Genomic DNA, 21,056 nt, shown 5'->3' on the forward strand with positions numbered 1-21,056 from the left:
ATGAGTTAAGGAATTTCCTTAACTCATTTTTATTGTTATTTTTTACTATAGTGCAAGGTTGAAGTAGTATACTCCGTGATCATTATAAGCAGCTATTTTAGCTATGCCCATTGATTTTCTTGTTACAACTCCTGCATCATTAACAGAAGCTACAGCACCATGTAAAGATACCCATTGTATATTATCAGTTCTATCTAAGTCTAATAATAGAGTGTTGTTAAAGTTAGTTGCTAAATCTACTGAACGAGATCCAAGCATAAATTTAAATACAGAGTGAACATTACCATCATCAACTTTAGATCTACCAGTAGAGTCATCTAAGATTATTCTTATAGATCTTGATAGTCCACTTATTTCTGAAAGACTGCTCTTTAGTTCACCAAGTTTAATTTTTTCAGCACAGCTTAATGTTGGATCATTTGCGCCAAGTGTATAGATAGAAGGTGCAATTTTTAAATATGCATTGATTAATGCATCTGATTTGCTATATAAGTCATTTAATTTATCTCTGTTAGAGAAAAGTAGGATTAAGTTTAGATCAACGCCTTTTAATCCATTTTGTAAATCTACAAGCATTTTTCTTAAGTTATCAACATCACCAGTAGAATTTATAATGCTTATAATTAGATTTAATCTAATTTGGATAGCTGTTTTTTCGTTTCCGTCTGGTAAAATGTCAATTGCTTTTTGAGCAATGTCAACATCAGCAAGGTCTAGAGTCTTTGAAGCTTGATTTGTTTTTAATGTTGCTATTGCAATATTTATTTTGATTTGAACTTGAAGTAATCTGTCATTAAGTGCAGTAGCTGCTGTTGCATTTCCAACGCTTTCTTTGATGTATACTTCTGCAAAATCTTTTGCCTTTTGAGCAATAGTTATAGCATCATATGTTGGTAAGCTTACACTTGCTGTTTCTGCAATTTTAACATATACATCAGCTTGACCTTCGTATATACGAGCTTGAATAGCTTCGATTTTTAGCTTTAATTCAATCTTAAGGTTTCCGTCTGGAAGAGCATCAACAAGAGCTTTAGCAGTATCTAATTCTTTAATAGCTAATTCAACATCTACTTGAACAGAGATAGAATTTGCTGCAGTTTCTGCTTTTACAACTTGGTTTCTAGCATTTAATGCAGTTTGTGATAAGTCTATTGTAATCTTTATTTGTATAAGTTTGTTTAATAAATCTTGCTTAACTTGTCCATCTGGAAGAGCGTCTACAAGGTCGTAAGCTTCTAGGTATAGTTTGATAGCAATGTCTATGTCAACTTGTGTTGAGTAGTCATTTGGTACTGAAGCTTCAGCTTTTATTACAGCATTTTTAGCATTAAGTATAGTTTGTACAAAATCTATATTTATTTTAACTGCTACAAGTCTGCTTAATAATCCTTCTTTAAGGTCTCCATCTGGAAGTGAATCAACAAAACCTTTAGCTTGTAGATAAATGTTGATTGCAATGTCAAAGTCAGCTTGTGAAGTGTTTTCATTTAATATTAAACCTTCAGCTTGTGCTACAGCATTTTTAGCATTAAGGATATTTTGTGCTAAGTCTATAGTTATTTTGATTTGTAGAAGCTGATCAGATAATTGTTGTTTAACTGGTCCATCTGGAAGAGCATCAACAAGACCTTGAGCTTCTAAGTAAAGTTTGATTGCAATGTCAATATCAACTTGTGTTGAATTTTCATTTGGCAATACATCTTGAACCTTAATTATAGCATTTTTAGCATCAAGTATTTTTTGTGCTATTTCTATAGTAATATTGATTGATACAAGTTTATCCTTCAATCCTTGTTTAACTGGTCCGTCTGGAAGAGCATCTACAAGACCTTGAGTTTCTAGATAAAGCTTGATTGCGATGTCAATATCAATTTGTGTTGAGTTTTCATTTGGTAATACACCTTCAAGTTTAACTACAGCATTTTTAGCATCAAGTATTTTTTGTGCTATGTCTATAGTAATATTGATTGATACAAGCTTTTCTTTTAATGTCTCTTTAGCATCTCCTTCTGGAAGAAGATCTACAAGACCTTTTGCATCGATGTAAAGTTTTACTGCAATGTCGATATCAATTTGTGTTGAGTTTTCATTTGGTAATGAACCTTCAAGTTTACTTATAGCAGCTTTAGCAATAAGTAATTTTTTTGCTATATCGATATCGATATTTATTTTTGTAACTCTTTCTTTTAATTCTTCCTTAGCTGGGCCTTCTGGAAGGTTTTGCACAAGAGCATTAGCTTCTATATAAAGATTAATTGCAAGGTTAATATCATCTTGTGTTGAGTTTAGACCTAATCCTAAACCTTCGATATTAGCTACTGCATTTTTAGCATCTAGTATTTGTTGAGCTATTTCTATTGTAATTCTAATATTTATTAACTTATTTAATAAATCTAGTTTTGTTTGACCGCATGGAAGTAAAGACACTTTATCTTTTGCAGCATTATAATTAGCTATTGCAATATTTATATATTCTTGAGTGCTTAAGTCAACAATTGAACCGTCTACCTTAGTTGTAGCTTCAAATGCATCTAAAGCATATCCTGCTGATGTAACTGAATCAATTAATACATCTATTTGTATTTGAAGAAGAGTTTTTCCTAGGCAACTTGGTAAACCTTCAAGAGAAGCTTTAGCATCTTCAATATTTTTATTGATTAATTCTATTTTTTCTCTTGTAATAAGAGAGAAATCAAAAGATGTTCCTGTTTGTGATTTTATTACGAAACTATTAACATCACCTGAAATAGTTGCTACTAAATCTCTTGAAGTTATTAAGTGTTGAATAATAGCAATTCTATTATTTAAGAACTTAATTCTAGCTTCTATTTCTAGTTTCTGTGCTTCGTCAACAATTTTTGGAGCTAAATCAGTTGCATATACAACTTGGCTCTTTATTTGATCTAAAGTTGCTTGTGTATATACATCTGTTTGTAGTATTTGTGGAGTTTTAGCTTCTAATTGAAGTAATAAATTCATTGCTAAATCTAGTGCTGTTTTAGAATTATCATATGAAATAGCAAAAGTAATTACTTCTGAAGTAACAGGGCTTTCTAAACCTACATTGTTAACAACTTTTACACTTATAGTATAAGTTCCGTCAGGTATAACATTATCTGCACCTGCTTTAATCCATTCTCCATCATTTATTTTATACAATACTTCTTTGATTCCAGAAGGACTGTTAGGATTGTTTGTATCTATTGTGAAACTATCCTTATCGTGATGTATAATTGGTGCATTTAATTCTGTTTGCTTATCTATTTGGATAGGACCTACAGTTCTCTTTAATAAGTTTCCTGCATTATCTTTAGCTTCGAAATGTACATATATCTTTCCACTGTCTGTTACAGTTACTTCTCTATCTAAAGAAGTACTCCAGTCTGACCAACCAGTAGTAGGAGCATCAGGGCTTGAAGAAATAGCATATCTTTGTCCGCTAAATCCGCTTCCACCTGGTTCTGTGAATTTAGCAGTTACAGTTACGTCAGTTGTACCCCATGGTGTGCTAGCGGGAGTGATTATAGCTTCTGGTGCAAGATTATCAACAGTTACAGTTACTCCTCTTGAGTATGCTTCTGACCATAAGCCTGCGTCATTTTTAACCTTTAAGCTAATTACGAAGTTTCCTGAACCAATACCAGTGAAGTTAGCAGGTAATGTAGCACCAGAGTATACTACTGTTCCTGTCTTTGTTATTGTCCATGTCTTATCAACAATTGCTCTTCCTGAAGGTTCATAAGAAACATCTTGTACGTTTAATGGTTCGTACATTGTAATTGTTGATGAAGGTATTGTGAAGTTAGCTACAGGCTTAGTAACTACAGCAGTATCAGTTGCTATATATGATGCTGTTTCATTACTCCATGTTCCTTGATAATCCTTAACTCTAAGTTGAACTAAGTAGTTCTTTCCTAAAGGAAGATCTGATGGTAATGCTCCTTCATTCCAAGTAGTAGCGGTTGTTTCTTTCCATTTCCATTCTACTTCTGCAATACCTTTATCTGCATCTGATTGTTTATCAGGGTCATATGAAAGGTTAGTTACAGTTGCTGTCGCACTTGAAGCACCTTTTGATAAACCTACAGAGAAGTTTGCAACTGGTTTTCTATGTACATATATGTATTGTGGACTTGGGTGAGTATCACCAAACCAAAGTTCATATTTACCTGGTTTATCTATTTCTGTTGGAAGGTCGTTTCTCCATTGGTTTGACCAAGTTTCTTGTCCTAAATTATTGTCAAAGTAATTAAAATCTTGATCTAGCTTCCATCTACCTTGTGGGTAATCAGCATTAGCAGTATTTGTTTTAAACTGTTCAGGTGAAACATTGATATTTAATGGAGTTCCTGCTAATACATATGGACTATCTTGAGGTTGATCAGTATTTTGTATTCTATTTACGATATAATCAGCAACGTTAGTTACTGCAACATCATAATTATTATTGTAGTAGAATGCTCCATTACCATTATTTCTTTGAATGAAGTTTTCAGATTGAACTTTGTTAGCATCAGTTCCTAATTCTAAGAAATGAATGTTTTCATTTATTAATCTTGTTAAGATTTCTCCTGAAACAGTAGGACTATCAAAGTCATTAATTGTTTGGTCTGCTAAATTTACAACATAACGTTGAGAGTCATCTCTCCAAGAAGGTTGACGAATTATTTCATTAAATTCTTTAGACTTTGTTTGAGAAAGTGATATGTTATTTAGAGAGAATTCTCCAATTCGATTACAACCGTGAGAGTAATGGTCACCAAAGAAACCTAATCCCCAACCAAAGTGTTGTGGTAAAGCTATGGTTCCTAAAAATGCTCCACTCTTATATACATTAAGAGCATTTTTAGTAGTCTTCAATGTGAAGGAACCACTTGTACCCATATTCATAGTTCCTATTTGCTGTGCGTTAGCATTAGAGCTTATATCTTCTGCATAGGTATTTGTCCAATTAGTTAATTTATAGATTCTTGCTACTCCTCCACCAGATTGTGGGAAGAATATTGCATAACCACTCAATAAACCATTTACTACATTAGTGTTAAACAAAACACCAGCACCGTCAAAGGAATCACCAAAGTCAAGAGTATAGTCAAAATTCATTGTTTGTTCTTTTAACTCTGGATCATTATTGTTTGCAGTATATATCTTATTGAAACCTGCGTTTGTTGGATTCCCAAACATTTGAATCTTTGTACCATTGTTTTGGATAGCTATACTTCCAATACTTGATGATACGTTTTGAATCCATGTAAATGAACTTTGCAAGTTTTGTTGCTTTGTATCTATTGCCGTAATTTGTACCCTGTTTAAATCTACACCTTTAGCTTGTAATTTAGCTTTTAAGTCATTTTGGAAGTTTGCAGCATTTACGTTAGTTGATCCTAGTGTAAGAACAACATCTATTGGTTTTGGTTGACTTAATACTAAATTAATATTGTCCTGTGTTGTTGCCACTTGCTCCACAGCATATACTGGTGCTAGAGGATAAGTGATTTGTGCAAGCATAGATGCAATGACAGCATAACTAAATACTGCGTAAGGACGTGATGCCTTATTTTTAGATTTTGATTTTGGAACTTTTTTTGACATATAGATTCCCCTTTTCTCTTTAAATTTAATCACACTTTACTCCAAACAAAAGTTATCGAATAAAATGTAATTTAAATGTGTTAGTTTCCAATCATATACTTGTAAGTGAAAAAATTGAAGTATAGATTGATCGCAGTAATAATAAGCATTTGTCTATCGCTTTAAGATTTTTAGGCCATCTAAATGAGTCTCATAATTTTCGAGTTAATGCATTTAGCTTTTGTTGAATAAATCACCAAATGTTAAATGTTAATAAAAAATGTAATAAAATTCTTATTTTGTTTATAATGTTGTATTAAACTTTAAAGGTTATTAGACGATATATAATTTGAAAAAATAAAAAAACTTTACAAACTCTACTAATATAAACTTGAATTGATGGCCTTATATTACTTTAATTCTTTATAGTTCAAAACGATACATATTATTACCTTAAATACATTTTATTACACAGAAGTGGGAATATCAATGGATTTGAAAATAAATAGGATTAACAGTATGTAAAATTTTGTTTATGAAGATGTGTTAATTTTTTTAACAAAATAGCTCTAGAATACAAAGGTTATAGGGATTAGAGAAGGGTGAAACATAAGTAATTAGAATAATTTTTTATAAATTTGTGAGTTCTAATATTAAATTGATTAAAGATAGGAACTTTCTACAGTTTTGATGATAGATAGCTGGTATATCAGTTTTATAAAAACATTACAAAATTAAGAAATTTATATGACACAGATTTATTTTTAGCGAAGAGTATTATAAATCAGTAGTAATTTATATACAATAGATTTCCCTGGATGGATCTTCAAACCACCTTCCAAAGTATTTATGAAATCTAATAGTCAGTCCACTAAAATCTTTATAGACAATTTTCTTATCTTCCTGTCTTGTATAAATAGTATTTAGAGTTATAATTGCTTCTTTTTCATCAATGGTTATGTCATTGAAGACTAGAAATTTGAAATTGCCTTCTTCTTTAGTTTTTTGTTCTATTTCTGATGGGCTTAGGATAGTAATGCCCAAGGCTTCTAATCCTGGGATGCAACTTGGATCAAGTTTTTCTGAGGTAAGAATTATATTTTTTCGAAGTTCGCTTGCTTCATTATCAGTTACTTCACCAATAGTAAGTTGTATTTCCATTACTCTTTTTACTAGCGATTCCTTTGAAGTTAAGCCTTTTGGCCTTGATAGTATAAGTGCAGTTGACATTATCACAATTATTAATGCAGATAGTAAAATTAATCTTTTTTTCATAATCAATTATTCTCCTTTATTAACTTGTACTATATAAGCTCCAATAGTCTTTTTTATATTAGATGCATATACAGTCACTGAAATCAATGCAGACTTTTATTAAACCAGTCTAAGGTAATTATATTGTATAATGTGATTATTTTACAATATTCTTTAAGAGTTGATTAGATAGATGATTTTAAAGTAATAGGTCTATTTAGAAAACTTCTTACTATAATTTAAGAGTCACCTATACAGATACATAGATTTATTTTTATAAAGTTGGAAAAACAAAAAACATGGCACTAAGAAATTTATTAGTGCCATGAATGTATAAAATTTTCTTTATGGTTTACAGCTTTTTTGATATGGTAAGAAATTATTTTATTAGTTATATTTCTGTTATGCGAACCTCTCCATCACCTAGGATTACAACTCTATAAACGTATTCCATTGGGATTATATTAAATTTTCCAGATTGAGGTATTAACCGTAAAACTTGCTGGATAATCTGATTATCATCTAAAATAAATACTACGACACGAGAACTAAAAGACACGTTTTCTATATTATAGCTTTTACCAGGATTTAAATTTAGATTAGAAACTCTATAAAAACCTTCCCTTAATGTAGAGGTCTGAGCCATAACTGATATCGGTTGATTTTGAAACATTAGACATAGTGAAATTAAGAATGTCACAATAATTTTTTTCAACATATAATCACCCTTCCGTTATAAGCACTACTAAGTTGTAATTAAATGGCGATTTTTTAAGTGATGGACACTATTCCATTACCAAATATTACAATCCTAGCACCAGGTTCTAGCGGCACTAATTTATATTTTGCTGATTGTGGCTTTAAACGTATAGTTTGTTGTAAGTTTTCATTTCCATCAAGAATAAGTACATAAGCTGAACTATCTGGAGAGGTGTTTTGGATGTAATGTGGCTTATCTTTTGAAAGATTAAAGTTATCAGCTTTATGAAGACCTTCAGTGAGATCCGGAACTTGAGCCATAGTTGATACTGAAAAACAACTAAAAATTAGACATAGTACAAAAAAAAATTTTAAAATAAATTTCTTCATTATAGGACTCCTTTTTAGCTTTAGTATGTGCTATAAGGAGTACATTATACATATTTCTCTTATATGAGAAGACTTTTTAGAGTCTGATGTATATATGTTAATATATTACCAGGATATATATTTATGGTGATTAAATTTAATTTAGGAAGTTAGACTTCTTTCTCCCAAATTAAATCCGAACTTATCTGAATAATTTTTAAAAGTAATTTTCAATTTACTTCACCTCACAAATATAAAATAGTCTATGACTAATTCATATTCTAATTTGCTGGGGAATAAAGTTAAAGCTAAAGAACAGTTCTATATGGTTTTTTATCTAATTTGATTATCTATAATAGACTATGGTACTATAATGTTTTGTAAGTTAAGACTACCTTAAACTGTTAGTTCCCTAATTATAGAATGAGGAGAAGATTAAGATGGATAATTTATTTCCAGTGGAAGTATCTGTAGTATCATCAAATGAACTTTGTGATTATATTACACAAGAATATTTTCCTAATGAATTAATAAAATGTCGATTATTTTATAGAGGTGTCCATGACATATATAAGGTTATTGTAGGAAATAAAGAGTTTTACTTTAAAGTGTACCGTCAAGGAATAAGAACCATGGAAGAAATTCAAACAGAAATTAATTTACTTAATAAACTTAAAGTATCAGGTATTGAAGTTGCATTTCCTGTTGGTAATTGTGATGGAAAGTCCATTTTACAGTTTAATACTGTAAATGGGACAAGATATGGCGTATTATATACGGCTGTTGGAATAGATGAGTTTGACAGCATAGAAGAAACTTCTAAATTAAACGAGAAGCTAGGCAGTTATATTGCTTCAATTCATAATGCTTGGGATAAATGTGATCCTGAAATTTGTAAGAGGAATTTAGATCAGCATTTATTTATAGATAATTCTATGGAGGCTATAAGACAATTTTCTAATGTTCATAATTTTGACATAGATTTTTTAGAGGACGTTGCAAAAAACTTAAAAAAGAAATTAGCAGCTTTAACTACTGAAAGACCACAATATGGTATATGCCACGGCGACATCTATAGTGGAAATATACGGCTTGATGCAAATAACAATCCTATCTTGTTTGACTTTGATTTCTGTGGTAATGGATGGAGGGCATATGATATATCAATGTATGCTTTCCCTTTTAGCATGGGGAGTGATGTATCAACGTTAAAAAAGAGAGAGCAACGTAAGATTGAATTTTTAAATGGATATAACAAGGTTAGAGCAATGAATGAAAGTGAAGTAAATTCTATTGCCATTTTTATTCCCTTTAGAAGAATTTTTAATATTGGGACTTTATATATTTCTTTTCTTCAAAATACATGGGGAGATTGTGCAGTCATAAGAAATGTTGATGAAGATATAATTATGCTTAAAAAGTGGCTGGAATTAAACCCCATATTCTAGATAGATTGGCTTGAAAAAGCTTTTAGATCTATTTCAAAAATATAAAAGGTTTATTTTAAATAACTTAGGCTTATTAATGTGAGATGTAGTCTTATGAATAAAATTTCTATGTAGGATACAAATTTTCATTGTGTATCTGTAATGATATTAGTTATAAATATATCCAAAATAAAGGTTGCCACTGAGAGTTAATAAAACAGTGGCAACTTTTTATTTGTCCATTCAGCTAATATAACTACTGTAGCACTGAAATTTTCAAGTAATGGTGAAAGACAATAATGGAACAACCGTATATAAGTTAAGATTTAGAAAAGGATTAAACCCCATCTGAATCAAGTTTCTCTTGATGTTTTCCATAGACTATCTTCTTAATGCTATCAGTAGATAGGAAAAATTCATTAGCTAGATCTTTAATTGAAGATCCGCTTAAATATTTTCTGATAATATCTTTATTCCTATTTGTATATAGGTTCGATTACCTGATTTTTCTCCCCACTTTTTTCGGGTATCTGATTGAGCAGGTATATAAACATATTCTCCTTGAATATATTTTTGAAGTTCTTTAATTAAGTTATTAGGTAAAATTGTTTCAGCTTTTACATATCCCATAAAGCTCATCTCCTTAAAATTATGATGAAAATTTTAAGAGACAAAGCCTGTAATATGTATGATATTTGGTTGTAGATAACCAATGATTAATTGTAATTTATATTGGTTTATCAATAGGCGACTTTAACATTAGTCTCTGTGCAAATTGTCGCCACAAGTCATACTTACAGGCTTTGCACAGAGTACAGATATCTTTTGTTTATTTTCGATTGCAGAAGTCAATTTACCACACCTCCAGTAACTTGTTATATTGTAAATTATATCAACTAAGATACAAGATATCAATTATAATATAGATTTGAAATTTGATCAACTTTAAAAGGAGATTCCTTACGAAGTATTAATAGTCCATAAACTAATAATGGAAATGTGACTAATATTAAAAATATAGCTTCTTGGGATGTGATAGTAGAAATACCTTAGGGAAGTCCTCCATCTATGGAAATTTCATTAAATCTACCGAATATATCAAAGATACCATGAAAAATAATTACAGGCTATATGGTTTTATTCCTTAAGAAGCATGTTGCAAAAAACACGCCAATGAAAAATGCAAAGGTTATTTGTGTAACAGTTGCAAGCAATAAAGAACGATTTGATAAAAAGTTCGCTATGTGAGCTGTACCAAATATTAGACTGGAAGTTATAACCGATAAATAAATGCCTACTTTTGAATTTCCCCATTTACGTAACATTACAGTTAGGATTACACCACGGCACAAAACTTCTTCAAATAATCCTGTAGATAGATACAAAAGAATATATTAAATAAAAAAACTTATTTATAATACTTTTTAGCCTATCTATACAAAGCATGTAAAAGTATTTTATAATAGTAGAAATATTCAAAAGAGAAGAGGCGTACAGGATGAGATCGATAGAACTTATTGCTCCTAAAGAAGAATTTCAAGAACAAATATTGCAGTATAAAAAGGAGTTTGAGGTAAATGGAGATAGTATGGATGGAACTAACTTTTTACAAGGCTATTCTGATTTAGCAGAATGGTTTTCTTTGGTTAGAGACAATTCAAAAGAAGAAACTGTAAGAGAAGGACTAGTACCTGCAGATACATATCTAGCTATAAGAGTAGCTGACCAAAAACTTTTAGGAATGATAAATATACGTCACCGTTTAAACGACTATCTATTTCAAGTGGGTGGACACATTGTCTATAGTGTTAGAAAGTCAGAGAGAAGAAAAGGTTATGCAAAAGATATGCTACGGTTATCATTAGAAAGATGCAGAGAGTTAAACATAAGTAAGGTTTTGGTTACCTGTGATAAAGAAAATATTGCTTCAGCTAGAACCATCATGGCAAACAATGGTGTATTAGAAAATGAAGTGCCAGAAGAAGATAGGATTACCCAAAGATACTGGATTACTCTTTGATACAAAATGAAATTAATAGAGCCTAAAAGGTACTGAATTTATATGATATAGTTGGAATACCTGGGTTTTGTTTATTGAAATACATGTAATATAATTGTAGTTTATAAAACTTAATTGTTGAATCATATGGAAAAGGAGAAGGATTATGTTAAAAAGATGTATTATGATTTTTCCAAAGTTTGAAAATGGGCAGGTAATAGATAAAATTAGAGAAAAGTATGATCCCCTTGTAACCCATGTAAGACCACATATAACTTTAGTTTTTCCTTTTGATAGTAATATAAAAACAAATGAACTTAAGAATCACATTTCATTAGTTCTATCTGAGGTTGAAACCTTTGAGGTTATTCTTAAAGGAATTACACCAGTGAGTTCTTTTGGAAAGTATTTGTTTCTAAATATAGAAAAGGGAACAGAAGAGATTATCCAATTACATAAGAAATTGTATACTGGGATTTTAGAAGAGCATTTTCCAGAGTGGTTAAAGGGAAATAACTTCTTACCACATATGACTGTAGGAAGTTTTCAAAAGGAAGAAGAGTTTCAAATGGCAGCAGAGGAGACTAAAGCTGTGGTTGATGCTTTTAGAACCATTGTAACTGCCGTTAGTGTAGAAATTATTGATGAAAATGAAGATTCAATTATAGAATTGGAGATTCCGTTAAAAGCTATATAAATACAAAAACAAAGGAAGTTTTAGGTGTTTCCTTTGTTTTATATTTTATGCGTGCTGTTTTTTAGATATATATCTTGATATAAAGAAGGCTACAAGTCCTAAAAAAATATAAGTTATCACCAAATAAACTATGTTTCCAGAGGAAACTTATCTTAATATTAATTTTTACGATACCAAGATTCATTTACATAATTAGGCCAAGGGTTTTAAAAATGAAATATTCAACACCTTTTCTGTGATATAAACTTCTTCATTAATAATCTCAATATCGTAGCTTTCCTTGATAGAGATTGGTAATTCATGTTCTATTTTTCTGTAACCTTCTGTCCTGGAACTACTGGGAAATCGGATTTCTGTCATAAAATAATCATCTATTTTGAATCCTGCAGTAGAAGCCATTGTCTCAAGTTCCTCTTTTTTATAAAATTGAATATGGCCATCATCTTTAGATAATTTCATAAAATCATCTACGAATCTATTTTCATCGCGTTCATTTGGAGTTGGGTCAGAGATAAAGAGTTGACCACCAGGCTTCAACACACGATAAATTTCTTTAAAGCTCTTTTCAATTTCTGTGAAGTGGTGCATAGCATAACGTGTAACGATACAATCAAAGGTATTGTCTTGGAAAGGAATATTCATACCGTTATATTCAACAAAAGTTATGTTGTCTAGCTGCTCTTTAACTGCTTTTTCAGTATTAGCTTTTAATGCATTTGTTACAATATCTAGCCCAACTATTTGCAAGTTAGGATTTTCTTTAGCTAAAGTAAATGCGATATAGCCTGTTCCAGTACCTAAATCCATGAGTTTATCGCTATTTTGAAATTTCAAAGCATTGATTATTTTTGATAAATGATCATCATCTCGAGTTTGTCTTTCGTAGGAAAGCTTTTCTTCAAATAGATTTTCAAATCTGCTCTTTGTCATATCAAACTTTTCTTGATTTTTCATAGATGGGGAACCTCCTAATATGATTAGTTATCAAGCTTAACTAACTTCTAGGTTAAGGGAATATATTTTGTGTAGGTATTTATTTTTTCGGAACACTTCATAACGGGAATCTGACAAAACAAATCCTAAAGACTCTATAAGTTTTATTGCTCTTTCATTAGCAACATATATAGATGCAGTTATTTCTTTTATTAGCATATCAGTTTTTGCGAATGAAATAATTTCCTTAAAAGCTTCTTGCATATAACCATTTGTCTCAAACTCTTCCTTTAAGTCACAACTAATTTCAACTTTATTAGAGTCTTTCTGCCAAAAATGAAATCCGCAGGTCCCCATTTTAACACCATCAGACTTTCTAATAATAATCCAACGATGTTGAAGGCGGGGTTCTGGTTTCATGTAGAACTCAATTATTTCATCAGCCTCTTTAATCTTAGTTAATGGATCTGCATCAAAGAGATATCTATTAACTGTATCATCTGAGAACATACTAAATATAAAATCCCTGTCTTCAATGTCTATATTTCTTAGTAGTAATCTTTCTGTTTCGATATTTTTAAATAACATAGATTTTCCTCCGGATATAAATAATTTTATAAGCTAGAATTTTTAAAATTTATTATAGATAATGTTATTCAGGATAGCTCCATCTGATAACAAAGTGTTATCTCTAATTGTTCCATCAAAGCTTCCTGTATTCTTTACATCTATTAAAGTCTTAACCATAGAATCAATTGAATTTAAAATCATAAAGGTAGGAAGGCTTACTCTAGCAATTCCTAGATTGATACAATCATTTATTGAAAATTCTTGTATATTGTATGGAAGACCTGCAGCTATACTAATAGGACCATTGATTTCTTTTGAGAATAATTTAACTTCTTCCAGTGTTTGCGTGTAGGTTATAAAACAAAGGTCAGCACCAGCTTCTAAATAACTGTTAGCTCTTTCTATTGCTAATTTCTGTGCTTCCTTTCTATTATCCATAGACCTCAATGCATCAGTCCGTGCATTTAATATAAAATCATTTTTACCTAAAGAATTTTTAGTTTTATTTGCAGCTTTTATCTTTGCTAACATGCTATATTCATCAATAATTTTTAATGGACTATTAACAAGGTTATGGACTTGGTCTTCAATATTTATTCCAGATACACCGATATCAATAAACTTTCTAATGGTATTTTCAAATTCATCGCCTTCACCATAACCATCTTCGCCGTCAGCCATAACAGGAATGTTGACAGAGTCAACAATTTCTTTTGTTAGTTTTAAGTTTGTATTTAAATCAATATCCTCTTCACTTTTATACCCTTTTGAAATAGAGTAACTATAGCCTGAACATTGAATAGCAGAAAAGCCAGCATACTCAATAATTTTTGCAGATATAGGGTCAAATGCATCAGGCATGATAAGGGTATTTTTAGAATTTAATAATTTTTTTAAAATGCTATCTTTGCTCATTTTCATCTCCTCCGGTTAATAAAATATCCAGAACTAATAATAGTTCTGGATATGCAGTTGATTTGCTTTTATTAAGAATTTCTCCTAAAAAAGCGCTTTTTCCATATGAATATCTTAGAGAAATATTGGAAAAGTACAACAGCGTATTAGAATATTATAACATGTTTATAAAATAATGTAATGATAAAATTTCAGTTATATACACGATTAGTAGGATATTATTCTTCTATATTCTTATAAAGTTTAATGTTGAAGTATATTGAAAAAATTGCAAGTATAATAAAAATTCCTACTTTAGTAATAAGGGCAGGGATAGGTAATTCAATGCCAGCTAAAGCTTGAAAAAGAGATTGTACTGGAAGCATGATTCCCATGATTTCGCAGATTCTTAGGACAAAAGCTAGAATAATATCTCCAAGACCATCCTTCTTTTTTAAAAGATATAAGCAAATGAATATCAATGGGCTCATAATTCCCATATCTACTACATAAGTAATTTCCGTTGTGTATACTTCTATCAAGGATAAGGATTTTTCATTAAGTAGAGAAGTTATAATGTCTGGTAACCATGCTACAAAAAGGGCAAGACCAGACAAGGTTAGGAATATAGTTAATCCTTTTGAAGGGAGAGTTAACTTTTGAATTCTTCTTAGTTCTTTTGTGTTAATATTTTTAACTAATAAGATGGTGGTAAAAAGAGATGTGGAAAACAAAGCGATATACAGCAGATGGAGAGCATTGTAAGTAACCCCAAAAGCTATGCTAGTAGAATAGTAGAGTACTAATCCTACAATTGATATAAGAAACAGCTTGGATTTAATAGATCTTTTCTTTATATCCTTAAATAAAGCTACTATTAATATTGGTACAGCAACAAAAAGCATAGTGTAATCAGTACCTATGAAGATTGGAGCCTTAAAATACGAATCATGAGCATATATTCCACTGCCGAAAATTTTTACTGCATCACCATACTGATTTGTAACCATGTAGCTTTTATCAATTTGAAAAGAACAAGCCCCAACTAATGTGATTATAATTAATAAAATAATTATGCAGGTTATTAACATATCAATCCTTTTTAGTTTTCTTTCCATTGGGATCACCCTTTCATTGAAAATATACTATAGAAATTTTATTTGCATATTGCCATATCATGAACTCCCCATTTTTGATTTTTATAGAAAAAAGCAGATAGGTGATAGTTTTCATCTATGAAACCTACTGATTTGTAACAAGCATGAGCAGAAGGGTTGTTATCAAATACTCCTAAAGTAACTTTTTTTACTTTTAATATATCAAAAGCATATTTTATTACTAAAGATATCATCTCTTTTCCATAACCTTGTCCACGTATGCTAGAATCTACAATAACAAAACTTAAATGAATGGTTTCATTTTCGTAATTTGCTGACCGCATTAGAAGATGACCAATAGGTACCCCGTCTTCATTTAGAGCAGTCATCATCCAAGCATCATCACGCTTTTCGCAGTTATGATAATAATTAGTCATTTGTTCTTTGGTTAATGGATATGTGAACTTGTTTGCGCACCACTGGGCGAAGACAATCTCATCATTAATCCAATTTAAAATATATTTATAATCACTTAATTTGTACGGTCTTAATCGAAGCATATATACCTCCTTGTATGACGTAGTTAAAATGTTCAATAGAAAACTAACTACAGTTCAATACTGTTTATCTGTAAGTAATTTTTTAACATTCTTAAATCTTGTATCATCTTTGTTGTGGAATTGATTGATTCTTGATTGTATCTATTTAGCCAGATCCCATTCATGTCTGCTGTGCTGCAAGATAAAATATCTGTTTTAAAATCATCACCAACATAAATACAATCTTTAGCTTGGACATTTGCTTTAATGCAAGCTATTCTAAATATATCGATATTGGGTTTTGCAACTCCTACCTCCTCAGCAACTATAATCGGGTCAAAACAAATTTCATTTCCTATCTTGCTAAGTTTAAGTAGCTGTTGTTTTAAAGCTCCATTGCTGATTATTCCTAATCTTTTGTCTTTAAGTGAGTTTAAGCAAGGAAGCACATCATCATAAGGCATAAGATTTTCTTCATATAACTCTAGGTAGACTTTAAACTTTTTAGCAGCTTCATTATCAGATAGCTTGATACCAGATAGTATGAATACATCTTTTATTCTTTCAATTTGTTGTTGTAGAAATGAAATATCTCTGTTTAAAAACCGTGCAAAATGTTTATTAGATATTTTACACCAATGCTCGTAAAATAAATCTTCCTTGAAGTTGAAGTATTCCTTGTATTCATGAAGAAAGCCATGAACACCTAAAATCTCTGCTTGCTTATGATCAATTAAGGTTCCATCTAAATCGAAAAAAATCAAACCACTACCTCCAATATAAGCTAGATAAAATCAGCCAATTCTTTTAGAGTAGTAAAATATTTATCATAGTTGTAGTCATTAGGTTTTCTAACTAAAATGGCATCGATACCTGCTTTTTTGGCACCTTGTACATCAGCAAAGTAATTATCACCAATCATTGTAATACTTTCTGGGTCTTCCAGGGACATAATAGCAGTTTCATATATTTTTTTATTAGGCTTTTCAAAACCTACATGTGCAGAAGAATAAACTTTTATAAAATAATCACTAATGCCTAAAGCATTTATTAATTCTTGTAGTTCGGGTACATGGTTTGAAATAACAATGTTTGAGTAACCCCTTTCCAAGGAAATCTTTAAACAAGAGATAGTATCATCATATAGGTACCATTTGTCTGGTGTTAAGTATTTTTCTCTTATATTATCTGAGATAGACTTTGCTACGTCAGCTTCTATACCAATTTCCCTTAAAATATTACAGAAGTGACTACTCATATGTTCCCACCATTGTTTACCGTTAAAAAATTCTTCATGGGAGAGTTCTGGGAAGTTCCACGGAAAGCCAGTTTTCAAGTAAGGCCGGACATCTTCTAGCTTGAAATTCGTATAACCATAATCCAGTAATAAATTATGGATTGTACTGCTCCACATACCATCCCTATAAGCTAAAGTGTTATCAAAATCCCATAATAAATATTTCATCAGATGCCTCCTAACAAGTAAAATATAATGCGACATATTGTTAATCATATGAAATGTTATAGTATAACATTCAAGAATAATATACATTTTGTTATGTATTAATCATAACACATTTTGTCAACATAATAGTGGAGAATTTAAAATAGAAGATGATAATATGTACAGTAAATAATTACATAGGAGATGTGGTATATTTCTACAAAAGCTCAACAAAATATAAGTGAGTGAGGTGAGTGGAATTAAGGCGAAAAAATTTATAATATTTATTATAATATGCATGTTGGCATTTACCGAAATGACAAAAGCAATTCCAGTATCAAATGTGTTTAAGCAAGGCCTATATATTGTTTCTGAAGATGATCAATTTACTGGTAATGCTAGTCTTGTAAAAGCAGATAATACTACAGTTTTGACGATAATTGACCCTAATGGTGTTTTAAAGTTTTACAAAAAATTTGATTTTTTAAATGAAACAGTGAACTTAGGAATTATCGGATATCAAGACGCTATTATTTTAGTAGGAAAAGGAGAAGTATATATTGATTTTGAATATGTAAATTATTAAAGAATTTCATGTTGCGAACTAAAATTTATACTTATGATTCAAATGGTTGTAAAGGACTCTACGTATGTTGAATGCTTAACTAAAAAATGGTATTATAAGATTAATAAAAAGATACTTCTGATTTTTCGGTAGTATCTTTTTTATTTCTATATCTTTTTCAAGATACAAGAGAAAATGGGGAGTGGTTATAGATGCTGGAGATGATTATTGGGGTAAGGGTTTTTATTTTGGATGAATCAGAAAGAATATTATTAGTTAAACATTCATATGAATCAGAAGAATTTTGGGTTATACCTGGTGGCGGGGTTGAAGCTGGTGAATTAACCAGAGATTCAGGGATAAGAGAAGTAAAGGAAGAAACTGGCTTGGATGTTGAAATAGTTAGATTATTGTGGACTGTTGAGGAGATATCAGATAAAGGTATGAGTTATGTAAATTATTTTCTTGGGAAAATAGTCGGAGGCAAATTAGCATTAGGGGGAGATCCAGAACTTAGCATTGATAAGCAAGTGTTAAGTGATATTGATTTTTTCTCAAGGGAAGAAGTAAAGGAGCTGCCAGTAGTTTATCCAGAAGTACTTTTAGGTGGATTTTGGGATTTGTTAGAGGAGGGAACCTTTAACCAAAATGTTTGGAGACAACGACCTTCTGTTGGATTTGGAATAAAGGAGTAAGAACAGAACTCATTCTTAAGGGGCTGTCTCAGAATAGAAATCATTTTCTATTCTGAGACAACCCTTTATTACTTTCTCCAATTACAAAATCCATATAAGCTATAGCATCATTCCTTCTTTGAAGTAGCGAAGAATAATAAGAAGTTTTGACGCCTTTCCGCAATCTCATTGATTCATTGATAATTTTGTGCCACCTTTGAGGAAAAACCTTCAATGCATATTCACCAGCACCAACCTTTGAAGTCATATCCTTTTCTAGGAAGGTGTAATAAAGCCTAGAAACTCCTAAAACTCCCCATTCAATTTCTTTTAGGTTAACAAGTAGATTTATGTAGTCCATTGAGGGGAATTTTTTGCACTTATTCATCCAATTAAGCCAATAGGTATTAAGATTCTCATACATATTGTTAATCAAAATATTAAAGTTTACTGAGTAATCTAAGCTCTTGGCACTTTGTCCTTTTATGTTTATGCCATACTTTTTTAATTGAAAGGCATCTATTGAATCTCTAAGGAATGGGACAATGCCTTCAAAATTTCCATCATTAAAACGAAGACAAGGACTGTCTTTTTTATTTAAAGCTTCTATGTCATCCTTGAATAAATACATCCCATCTAGACTTTTTTTAGGAAACTTCTTTTTTATGTTAATATGAAGGTTTTTTAATATATCTATATCTTTTTCCATAGCTTTTCTTTTCGTGATTGCTATAAAATCAATATCGCTCTCTTTAGTATTAAATGCACCTAGTGAGATAGAGCCATATATATGATATGACTCTAGAAAATCAGGTAACACTGCTTCAAGTGACTCAATATTGTTATTGATAATTTCCTTTGCTTCTTCAGGTATATATGTCATATGTTCCACCTTCCAAAATCGCCTAAACTGTGTTAAATACTTAATTATTGTGAATTTTTTCTATGATTTTATCGTATAACTCTCTTGTTCTATCAGGATTCTCATAATTTATAAAGATACGTTTTTCTTCCTTTGTATATATAAATAAGTTTGGTTTGCGGCTATCCATTATGTATAAATTGCAATTGTCATATGCCTTGCTTTTAAATTTACCTATCAATGTATGATTTATTGCCAGTCCATTTTTTCTAGTCATATCCTGAGGGAAGGTCTCCATCATCTCTATACTATAGATACTTTCATAAGGAATCTTAATTCCATACATACCCTCAATAGAAAGCTCATTAGCTTCAATAGTAATTGATTTTTCTTTTACACCTGTACTCACAAGGTGAGATAAAGAAAAGGTTGAGATTAATGAACCTATCAAGATTGCCAAGACAATACCTATAAATATTTTTGAACCAGGTTTTGCATAGTTAAGGTCAGTGCCTATACCAATTCGTTTTGGAACAAACACAGCTGGGTCATTCTTATTATAATAGAAACAACCAAGAACATAGTTTTCATCATCATCTCTATCTATAATGAGCTTGTCTTCATCATTAACACTGTTAACAGATAGATTTTTACCCCCTTGGCCTATCAATAAAGCACCAATTACAATTATGATCATTGGAATAAAAGTAGTAGCAATTATGCTTATAAAAATCACTGGTGATGATATGAAATCTGCAGAGGCTAAAATCACAAAGAAAAAGCTTAAAGTAACAGCTAATGAAGCTATATACATTAATAAGGAAATATAATATTTGTATCGTTTATTTTTTTCAATAAGCTCGTTAGCTTCTCCGCCATTTAATTGTTGTTTAGTATTATTTATAGCATAGATTGCTAATAACATAACTAATGTAGTGACTATTTGTGCAATAGCAAGGAAAATTATGTCTTCTCTAAATGCTATTATAAAACTTACAAGAACAATTGCTGCTAGAATAAAATATAAGCCCTTACTTAAAGTTTTATTTTCTGAAGTATTTTTCCTTCCTTTTAAGTCTACCACCACAACTTTTCTGCTCTCAAACTTCCAAACCTCTTCTTTTTTTATTTGTCTAACTTTTTTATGAATAGTATAGAAGTTGTTATGGATCAAGAGTAACAAAGCAAAGATAGCTATAAAAAAAGTACTAAAGACATAGTCTTTAAACAAAAAAATTGTTATAGCATAAACTAATACGAAAATTAAGAAGCTTATATTAAAACGCTTTGTATAATCTTTTTTTAAGGCTAGTAGATTTTCGTGCTTTTCGTAACCAAGAGGCATTCTAACTCCGAAAAATATTCCTTTATTGCTTAAGGCATTGATATATGAGCCTATGGCATAGAAAATTGAAAAAATAACAATGCTAAAAATACTGATAAAAATCATTGAACCATCCAT

20 protein-coding genes are annotated in these 21,056 nt (G+C 30.6%); 5 read left to right on the forward strand and 15 right to left on the reverse strand.

Annotated elements, in window-relative coordinates:
• Positions 1–45 precede the first annotated feature (45 nt).
• From CLOCEL_RS01490 to CLOCEL_RS01505, 4 genes are all read right to left on the reverse strand, one after another.
• The gene (locus CLOCEL_RS01490; protein ID WP_010075181.1) at positions 46–5,592 is read right to left on the reverse strand and encodes a hypothetical protein; all 5,547 of its coding nucleotides are present in this window, start codon (positions 5,590–5,592) and stop codon (positions 46–48) included.
• A gap of 774 nt (positions 5,593–6,366) precedes the next feature.
• Positions 6,367–6,846: a hypothetical protein gene (locus CLOCEL_RS01495; RefSeq protein WP_010075180.1), complete on the reverse strand. Its 480-nt coding sequence runs from the start codon at positions 6,844–6,846 to the stop codon at positions 6,367–6,369.
• A gap of 370 nt (positions 6,847–7,216) precedes the next feature.
• Positions 7,217–7,498, reverse strand: coding sequence for a hypothetical protein (locus CLOCEL_RS01500; protein ID WP_242655200.1), 282 nt, complete (start codon positions 7,496–7,498; stop codon positions 7,217–7,219).
• Between the two features lie 98 nt (positions 7,499–7,596).
• Positions 7,597–7,914 (reverse strand): hypothetical protein, encoded by a 318-nt coding sequence (locus CLOCEL_RS01505; protein WP_010075178.1) that lies wholly within the window; start codon positions 7,912–7,914, stop codon positions 7,597–7,599.
• Between the two features lie 419 nt (positions 7,915–8,333).
• On the opposite strand from CLOCEL_RS01505, the gene CLOCEL_RS01510 reads away from it, so the two are divergent.
• Positions 8,334–9,341 (forward strand): phosphotransferase enzyme family protein, encoded by a 1,008-nt coding sequence (locus tag CLOCEL_RS01510; protein WP_010075177.1) that lies wholly within the window; start codon positions 8,334–8,336, stop codon positions 9,339–9,341.
• A 426-nt stretch (positions 9,342–9,767) separates the two neighbouring features.
• Here the strand turns inward: CLOCEL_RS01510 and CLOCEL_RS23755 are convergent, their stop codons facing one another.
• Positions 9,768–9,950 carry a CD3324 family protein gene (locus CLOCEL_RS23755; RefSeq protein ID WP_010075176.1) on the reverse strand — a complete coding sequence of 61 codons (183 nt, stop codon included), beginning with the start codon at positions 9,948–9,950 and terminating at the stop codon, positions 9,768–9,770.
• 497 nt (positions 9,951–10,447) lie between these two features.
• Positions 10,448–10,705, reverse strand: coding sequence for a CPBP family glutamic-type intramembrane protease (locus CLOCEL_RS23830; protein WP_198283747.1), 258 nt, complete (start codon positions 10,703–10,705; stop codon positions 10,448–10,450).
• Between the two features lie 113 nt (positions 10,706–10,818).
• On the opposite strand from CLOCEL_RS23830, the gene CLOCEL_RS01520 reads away from it, so the two are divergent.
• Positions 10,819–11,340 carry a GNAT family N-acetyltransferase gene (locus CLOCEL_RS01520; RefSeq protein ID WP_010075175.1) on the forward strand — a complete coding sequence of 174 codons (522 nt, stop codon included), beginning with the start codon at positions 10,819–10,821 and terminating at the stop codon, positions 11,338–11,340.
• 145 nt (positions 11,341–11,485) lie between these two features.
• The gene (locus CLOCEL_RS01525; protein WP_010075174.1) at positions 11,486–12,016 is read left to right on the forward strand and encodes a 2'-5' RNA ligase family protein; all 531 of its coding nucleotides are present in this window, start codon (positions 11,486–11,488) and stop codon (positions 12,014–12,016) included.
• A gap of 192 nt (positions 12,017–12,208) precedes the next feature.
• Here the strand turns inward: CLOCEL_RS01525 and CLOCEL_RS01530 are convergent, their stop codons facing one another.
• From CLOCEL_RS01530 to CLOCEL_RS01560, 7 genes are all read right to left on the reverse strand, one after another.
• A complete protein-coding gene (locus CLOCEL_RS01530; RefSeq protein WP_010075173.1) occupies positions 12,209–12,970 on the reverse strand; it encodes a class I SAM-dependent methyltransferase in 762 nt (253 codons plus the stop codon).
• A 36-nt stretch (positions 12,971–13,006) separates the two neighbouring features.
• Positions 13,007–13,537: a GNAT family N-acetyltransferase gene (locus CLOCEL_RS01535; RefSeq protein WP_010075172.1), complete on the reverse strand. Its 531-nt coding sequence runs from the start codon at positions 13,535–13,537 to the stop codon at positions 13,007–13,009.
• Between the two features lie 42 nt (positions 13,538–13,579).
• Positions 13,580–14,434 (reverse strand): isocitrate lyase/PEP mutase family protein, encoded by an 855-nt coding sequence (locus CLOCEL_RS01540; RefSeq protein WP_010075171.1) that lies wholly within the window; start codon positions 14,432–14,434, stop codon positions 13,580–13,582.
• A gap of 218 nt (positions 14,435–14,652) precedes the next feature.
• Complete coding sequence (locus CLOCEL_RS01545) at positions 14,653–15,531, reverse strand: hypothetical protein (RefSeq protein ID WP_010075170.1); 879 nt, start codon at positions 15,529–15,531, stop codon at positions 14,653–14,655.
• A 38-nt stretch (positions 15,532–15,569) separates the two neighbouring features.
• Positions 15,570–16,070 carry a GNAT family N-acetyltransferase gene (locus CLOCEL_RS01550; protein WP_010075169.1) on the reverse strand — a complete coding sequence of 167 codons (501 nt, stop codon included), beginning with the start codon at positions 16,068–16,070 and terminating at the stop codon, positions 15,570–15,572.
• A gap of 47 nt (positions 16,071–16,117) precedes the next feature.
• Complete coding sequence (locus CLOCEL_RS01555) at positions 16,118–16,813, reverse strand: HAD family hydrolase (RefSeq protein ID WP_010075168.1); 696 nt, start codon at positions 16,811–16,813, stop codon at positions 16,118–16,120.
• 20 nt (positions 16,814–16,833) lie between these two features.
• Positions 16,834–17,514, reverse strand: a complete 681-nt coding sequence (locus CLOCEL_RS01560; RefSeq protein WP_010075167.1) for an HAD family hydrolase — start codon at positions 17,512–17,514, stop codon at positions 16,834–16,836.
• A 295-nt stretch (positions 17,515–17,809) separates the two neighbouring features.
• Here CLOCEL_RS01560 and CLOCEL_RS01565 point away from each other — a divergent pair, with 295 nt between their 5' ends.
• Positions 17,810–18,079, forward strand: a complete 270-nt coding sequence (locus CLOCEL_RS01565) for a hypothetical protein (protein ID WP_242655201.1) — start codon at positions 17,810–17,812, stop codon at positions 18,077–18,079.
• 191 nt (positions 18,080–18,270) lie between these two features.
• Positions 18,271–18,753, forward strand: coding sequence for an NUDIX domain-containing protein (locus CLOCEL_RS01570; protein ID WP_010075165.1), 483 nt, complete (start codon positions 18,271–18,273; stop codon positions 18,751–18,753).
• A gap of 40 nt (positions 18,754–18,793) precedes the next feature.
• Here the strand turns inward: CLOCEL_RS01570 and CLOCEL_RS01575 are convergent, their stop codons facing one another.
• Together CLOCEL_RS01575 and CLOCEL_RS01580 are read right to left on the reverse strand one after the other, a co-directional pair.
• Positions 18,794–19,615, reverse strand: a complete 822-nt coding sequence (locus CLOCEL_RS01575) for an aminoglycoside adenylyltransferase domain-containing protein (protein WP_010075164.1) — start codon at positions 19,613–19,615, stop codon at positions 18,794–18,796.
• Positions 19,616–19,655: 40 nt separating this feature from the next.
• Positions 19,656–21,056 carry a DUF5808 domain-containing protein gene (locus CLOCEL_RS01580; protein ID WP_010075163.1) on the reverse strand — a complete coding sequence of 467 codons (1,401 nt, stop codon included), beginning with the start codon at positions 21,054–21,056 and terminating at the stop codon, positions 19,656–19,658.

The sequence above is a fragment of the Clostridium cellulovorans 743B genome, from assembly GCF_000145275.1.
GTDB classification, from domain to species: domain Bacteria; phylum Bacillota; class Clostridia; order Clostridiales; family Clostridiaceae; genus Clostridium_K; species Clostridium_K cellulovorans.

What these genes read in the sequence shown, in the direction of transcription:
- CLOCEL_RS01490 (WP_010075181.1), bottom strand. Translation starts at nt 5,592, where the DNA reads ATGTCAAAAAAAGTTCCAAAATCAAAATCTAAAAATAAGGCATCACGT.
- CLOCEL_RS01495 (WP_010075180.1), bottom strand. Translation starts at nt 6,846, where the DNA reads ATGAAAAAAAGATTAATTTTACTATCTGCATTAATAATTGTGATAATG.
- CLOCEL_RS01500 (WP_242655200.1), bottom strand. Translation starts at nt 7,498, where the DNA reads ATGTTTCAAAATCAACCGATATCAGTTATGGCTCAGACCTCTACATTA.
- CLOCEL_RS01505 (WP_010075178.1), bottom strand. Translation starts at nt 7,914, where the DNA reads ATGAAGAAATTTATTTTAAAATTTTTTTTTGTACTATGTCTAATTTTT.
- CLOCEL_RS01510 (WP_010075177.1), top strand. Translation starts at nt 8,334, where the DNA reads ATGGATAATTTATTTCCAGTGGAAGTATCTGTAGTATCATCAAATGAA.
- CLOCEL_RS23755 (WP_010075176.1), bottom strand. Translation starts at nt 9,950, where the DNA reads ATGGGATATGTAAAAGCTGAAACAATTTTACCTAATAACTTAATTAAA.
- CLOCEL_RS01520 (WP_010075175.1), top strand. Translation starts at nt 10,819, where the DNA reads ATGAGATCGATAGAACTTATTGCTCCTAAAGAAGAATTTCAAGAACAA.
- CLOCEL_RS01525 (WP_010075174.1), top strand. Translation starts at nt 11,486, where the DNA reads ATGTTAAAAAGATGTATTATGATTTTTCCAAAGTTTGAAAATGGGCAG.
- CLOCEL_RS01530 (WP_010075173.1), bottom strand. Translation starts at nt 12,970, where the DNA reads ATGAAAAATCAAGAAAAGTTTGATATGACAAAGAGCAGATTTGAAAAT.
- CLOCEL_RS01535 (WP_010075172.1), bottom strand. Translation starts at nt 13,537, where the DNA reads ATGTTATTTAAAAATATCGAAACAGAAAGATTACTACTAAGAAATATA.
- CLOCEL_RS01540 (WP_010075171.1), bottom strand. Translation starts at nt 14,434, where the DNA reads ATGAGCAAAGATAGCATTTTAAAAAAATTATTAAATTCTAAAAATACC.
- CLOCEL_RS01545 (WP_010075170.1), bottom strand. Translation starts at nt 15,531, where the DNA reads ATGGAAAGAAAACTAAAAAGGATTGATATGTTAATAACCTGCATAATT.
- CLOCEL_RS01550 (WP_010075169.1), bottom strand. Translation starts at nt 16,070, where the DNA reads ATGCTTCGATTAAGACCGTACAAATTAAGTGATTATAAATATATTTTA.
- CLOCEL_RS01560 (WP_010075167.1), bottom strand. Translation starts at nt 17,514, where the DNA reads ATGAAATATTTATTATGGGATTTTGATAACACTTTAGCTTATAGGGAT.
- CLOCEL_RS01565 (WP_242655201.1), top strand. Translation starts at nt 17,810, where the DNA reads ATGACAAAAGCAATTCCAGTATCAAATGTGTTTAAGCAAGGCCTATAT.
- CLOCEL_RS01570 (WP_010075165.1), top strand. Translation starts at nt 18,271, where the DNA reads ATGCTGGAGATGATTATTGGGGTAAGGGTTTTTATTTTGGATGAATCA.
- CLOCEL_RS01575 (WP_010075164.1), bottom strand. Translation starts at nt 19,615, where the DNA reads ATGACATATATACCTGAAGAAGCAAAGGAAATTATCAATAACAATATT.
- CLOCEL_RS01580 (WP_010075163.1), bottom strand. Translation starts at nt 21,056, where the DNA reads ATGGATGGTTCAATGATTTTTATCAGTATTTTTAGCATTGTTATTTTT.